Origin of the sequence: Rhodococcus sp. ENV425, from assembly GCF_002887785.1 — a bacterium.
In the GTDB taxonomy this organism is placed as follows: Bacteria; Actinomycetota; Actinomycetes; order Mycobacteriales; family Mycobacteriaceae; genus Rhodococcus; species Rhodococcus aetherivorans.
Genome location: NZ_PCZU01000229.1, coordinates 1 through 3,440, shown reverse-complemented (window position 1 = coordinate 3,440; position 3,440 = coordinate 1). Strand labels below are relative to the sequence as shown.

The window sequence follows — 3,440 nt, the reverse complement described above, 5'->3', positions numbered from 1 at the left end:
CCGGATTCGGGGCCCGCCCTGCTGCTCGGCAAACGCGGCGGTCGGCTGGGCCCGCGCCAGGTCCGTACCGTGGTCCACGAGACCGTGGCCGCCGTCCCCGGCGCGCCGGATCTCGCGCCGCACGGGCTGCGGCACAGCGCCGCAACACACCTGCTCGAGGGGGGCGCCGACCTGCGGGTGGTGCAGGAGCTGCTGGGGCACTCGAGCCTGGCGACGACCCAGCTCTACACCCATGTCTCGGTAGCACGGCTGCGTGCGGCACACGAACAGGCGCATCCGCGGGCGTGACCTGTACGCGGCGACGGCCGCGGCGCGGTTTGGTACGGTCGCCGCCGCATCTGCTGTGCAATCCGGGGGGGATCAGTGGCATACGACGAGTCGACGCACGCTCTGCCGGCCTGGCTTCGGGACGAGCCGGCGCCCGACCCGGCGCCGACCGGTCGCCGGGGCAGGCGACGGGGGAGTGACCGGACGGTCGGGGGGCCCGTCGAGGCCGAGCCGCCCGTGCAGCCGCCGGCGGCTGCCGAGCCCGTTCGCCTCCCGGCTCCGGTGCCGTCGATTCCGTTCGGCATGCCACCACGACGCCGTCCCGACTCCGTGCCCGAATCGCCGGTCGTCGAACCCGCGATTCCCGAGGCGGCGACGACCGATCCGGCGGCGACGGAGCCGGTGGTCGCCGAACCATCGGTAGCCGAAGCCGCGGTCACCGGGCCGGTAGCCGCCGAGGGTCCGGAAGAGGCCGTGCCGCCGAGTGATCCGGCGGGGCGTCGCCCCGCCGAGCCCGTGCCGGCTTCGCCGGAGTCCGGCTCGGAACCCGACGAGGTGCCCCCGCAGATGTCGGAAGATGATGCGGGGCAGCGTTGTTCGACCATATCCGCGTCGTCCCGAGGGGTCTCGTCGGAGCTCGACGCGTCGGAGCCGCGGCCGTCGAACCTGGACCTGACCTCCGGTGCGCTCGTCCGGCGGTCCCGTCGCACCCCGGTGACCGGCTGGCGGCGCGGCGTGCACCGGCTCACCGGGGGAATCCTCGCGCCCGGCGAATCGGCCGACGAGGCACACAGGCGCGAGCTCGTCGACCGGGTCCGGCAGCCGATCAGCGGCGACTACCGGATCGCCGTGCTCTCCCTCAAGGGCGGTGTCGGAAAGACGACGACCACCGTCGGGCTCGGCGCCACGTTCGCCTCGTTGCGGGGCGACTGCGTGATCGCGGTGGACGCGAATCCCGACTTCGGCACGCTCGCACAGCGGGTGCCGCAGCAGACCGAGTCCACGGTGCGCGACCTGCTCGCCGCGGCCCCGCGGATCTCCCGCTACTCCGATGTCCGCGCGCACACTTCCCAGGCACCGAGCCGCCTCGAGGTGCTTGCGAGTGAACGCGACCCGGCCGTGTCGGAGGCGTTCAGCGAGGACGACTACCGCCGGGTCGTGGACATCCTGCGGGTGTACTACAACGTCGTCCTCACCGATTGCGGCACGGGCATCATGCATTCGGCCATGCGTGGTGTGCTCGCCCTCGCCCACGCCCTTGTGCTGGTCGCGTCCCCGGCGATCGACGGCGCCCGGAGCGCCGCGGCGACCCTCGACTGGCTGCAGCACCACGGGTTCGGGGCGCTCGTCGAACGCACCGTCGTGGTGATCAGCGCCGCCCGGCCCGGGGCCACCAACATCGACATGGAGGCTGTGACGGGCCACTTCCTCGCGCGGTGCCGGGCCGTGCAGGTGGTGCCGTTCGACGAGCACCTCGCCGAGGGGGCCGAGATCGACCTCGGCCTGCTCCGCCCGGCCACCCGCCGGGCCTTCCTCGAGCTCGCCGCCATGGTCGCCGACGACTTCGCGACGGTGTCGGGGCGTCACGCCGCCGGCCGTCGCGCGTAGCGGAGCGGAGCGGCGACCGGATGGGCCGTCGCGCGTAGCGGAGCCGCGGCCTACGGGAAACCGGCTGGAGACGGATCACCGACCGCACGAGCGGCAGAGGGTCGAGGTAGTCGTCGCGGTCCCGGCGCAGACCCCAGTGCAGGCAGGCCGGGGCGCGGCAGCCCTCGTGGCCCGGTTCGAGGGTGCCGAGCGGATCACCCCGTTCCACGCGCCGGCCGGCCGTCACCGTCGCGGTCACCGGCTCGTAGGTGGTGCGCAGCCCGCCGGCGTGCGCCACCGAGACGACGGGTTTGCCGGCGACGGTCCCGGCGAACACCACCACCCCGGCGCCGGCGGCGAGCACCGGCTGACCGGGCCGGCCGGTGAGGTCGGCGCCGCGGTGTCCGGGTAGCCAGTCGTGCTCGGGACCGTCGAAGGGGCGGGCCAAGGTCGGCCGTGGATGCAGCGGCCAGCCGAACTCGCGCGGGGCGGCCGCGGCGGGAACCGAACCCGCGAGCGCGGTGAGCGCGGTCAGGACGGCGATCCCGGCGATCTTCATCCGCCCAGCGTGCCGGGCGGCGCCGGCGTGCGACAGGGCCTCGTCGACATTGTGGACAACCACCCGATCCATCCACAGATCGGCCGAACCGGCCTGCTGATCAGGCAGTTGTGGTTCCCGCGGGGCAAGGCCGTACACTGTTCGAGCGGTCTGTGTTCGCAGATCGACTTCGCGCGTCCGCGCGCTGATCGCCGCCCGGTGTGCCGGGCGCCATCGGAAAATGGCCGTCGGCCGGTCCCGCAAGGGTCCGACGGGCATGCGGACGCCAGGGCGGGGATCACCCGATCTCCCGCGGCAACCGAACCGAAAGAGAGAACAGCCATGGCTGTCGTAACAATGAAGCAGCTGCTCGACAGCGGCGCCCACTTCGGCCACCAGACCCGTCGCTGGAACCCGAAGATGAAGCGGTTCATCTTCACCGACCGCAACGGCATCTACATCATCGACCTGCAGCAGACCCTGACGTACATCGACAAGGCGTACGAGTTCATCAAGGAGACGGTCGCCCACGGTGGCACCGTGCTGTTCGTCGGCACCAAGAAGCAGGCGCAGGAGTCCATCGCGGAAGAGGCCACCCGGGTCGGGATGCCCTACGTGAACCAGCGCTGGCTCGGCGGCATGCTCACCAACTTCTCCACCGTCCACAAGCGCCTGCAGCGCCTGAAGGAGCTGGAGTCGATGGAGCAGACCGGTGGCTTCGAGGGTCGCACCAAGAAGGAAATTCTCATGCTCACGCGTGAGAAGACCAAGCTCGAGCGCACCCTCGGCGGCATCCGCGACATGGCCAAGGTGCCGTCGGCGATCTGGGTCGTCGACACCAACAAGGAGCACATCGCCGTCGGCGAGGCCCGCAAGCTGAACATCCCGGTCGTTGCGATCCTCGACACCAACTGCGATCCCGACGTCGTCGACTACCCGATCCCGGGCAACGACGACGCGATCCGGTCGGCCGCGCTGCTGACCAAGGTCGTCGCCTCCGCCGTCGCCGAGGGCGTGCAGGCCCGTGCCGGCCAGAGCGCCGACAAGG

At 72.0% G+C, this 3,440-nt stretch carries 3 protein-coding genes and 1 pseudogene; 3 read left to right on the top strand and 1 reads right to left on the bottom strand.

Annotation, left to right across the window (positions count from 1 at the left end; translation table 11 throughout):
- On the top strand, positions 1–288 hold a 288-nt coding region (locus CQZ88_RS19780), incomplete at its 5' end, for a tyrosine-type recombinase/integrase (RefSeq protein ID WP_180987047.1).
- 546 nt (positions 289–834) lie between these two features.
- Complete coding sequence (locus CQZ88_RS19775; RefSeq protein ID WP_373867505.1) at positions 835–1,875, top strand: MinD/ParA family protein; 1,041 nt, start codon at positions 835–837, stop codon at positions 1,873–1,875.
- A gap of 55 nt (positions 1,876–1,930) precedes the next feature.
- Here CQZ88_RS19775 and CQZ88_RS19770 read toward each other — a convergent pair.
- A pseudogene (locus CQZ88_RS19770) lies at positions 1,931–2,413 on the bottom strand (M23 family metallopeptidase); the annotation flags it as partial.
- Positions 2,414–2,734: 321 nt separating this feature from the next.
- Between CQZ88_RS19770 and rpsB the strand changes: the two are divergent.
- Positions 2,735–3,440 (top strand): 30S ribosomal protein S2 (rpsB, locus tag CQZ88_RS19765; RefSeq protein ID WP_102800189.1); only part of this gene is annotated, 706 nt, incomplete at its 3' end.